The sequence below is a fragment of the Candidatus Hakubella thermalkaliphila genome (assembly GCF_013281975.1).
In the GTDB taxonomy this organism is placed as follows: Bacteria; Actinomycetota; Humimicrobiia; order Hakubellales; family Hakubellaceae; genus Hakubella; species Hakubella thermalkaliphila.
This window is the reverse complement of the sequence record NZ_BLRZ01000275.1, coordinates 1-1,144: the sequence shown is the minus strand read 5'-3', so window position 1 is coordinate 1,144 and position 1,144 is coordinate 1. Positions and strand designations below refer to the sequence as shown.

The window sequence follows — 1,144 nt, the reverse complement described above, 5'->3', positions numbered from 1 at the left end:
ATTAACCCTACAGCGATACTTAAGAATCTTGGTTCAATATGTAGGGCAATTTCTTTAATTGAACCACAATATATTGTATGTATTCAGGTAAATGACGTTGTAGGGTTAAGTATAATATAGCATAATGTACATAATATCAATATGGGTTCTCTCCAAATTTAGTGGAAACTAAGGGAAACCCTGTTTGGTGGCAGGTAAATTATGAACATTAAGCAGCGTCCAAATCATAAGATCTACATTCAAGTGCTTCGCCAAATGTCGCCTGAAAAAAGGTTGCTTAAGGCTTTTGAACTGTCTGAATTTACCAGGCAACTTTTTATTCATGGATTACATAAACGATTCCCACAGCTTCCAGATGAAGAATTTAGAAAAATACTTATGGAGCGTCTCAATAAATGTCACAACAGGAACTACTAAAGAAATCCTTACGGGAGAAGAACCGCCGACTCGGCAGGTCAGCGCAGTATTCCATCTGGCCTATCACTAAGCTTCAACGGTAGAGCTCCTCCTGCTTTATTTATCCCAAGACCGATCATCTTTTAAGCCGGATATTTCGTCATATAAGTCAACGTACAATTGTGCCTCTCGCTTTAGGGGACTAGTAGTTTGTGGCCAGGAGAATGATATAATTGACTGGACCAGGGTCAACGAGGCAGAAAGGATGGGAAGATGGGTACCATAGAAATATTTCAGATTGTCTTTAGTGTCAGCGCGGCCATTTTTGTCGTTATCTTTATCCCAGTGGCAATTCAGCTTTTCAGAACTTTACGTTCGATCCAGCGTTTTATCAAAGACCTGAACGTGGAGATCATTCCCATCCTGGGTAGAGTTCAAACTACCGTAGAGGAAGTCAATGAAGGGCTCTCCACCGTGGGCGACATTCTTACTTCCCTCAGGGATGTCTCAGAGAGGGTGGAGAAGACTGCTAAAACTGCCCAGCAGGCCCTGGCCTCTCCCCTGGTCAAGATGGCCGGTCTTTCGGTGAGTGCAGTGAAGTTTCTGTCTTTTCTCAGAAAACTCAGAAAAAAGAACTCTAGAAAGTAAGGATGGGGATGTGGTCGTGGGGGTTATTGGAGGAGAGAGGGTTACTCTTTATCTCATCCAAGTAGTCAGATGTCGCGGCCGAGATGATGGAAGGAATCGC

General features: G+C 43.1%; 1 protein-coding gene. It reads left to right on the top strand.

The features are described from left to right. Positions 1–669: 669 nt before the first annotated feature. Positions 670–1,044 (top strand): DUF948 domain-containing protein, encoded by a 375-nt coding sequence (locus HW443_RS11505; RefSeq protein WP_176235440.1) that lies wholly within the window; start codon positions 670–672, stop codon positions 1,042–1,044. The last annotated feature ends 100 nt before the right edge of the window (positions 1,045–1,144 follow it).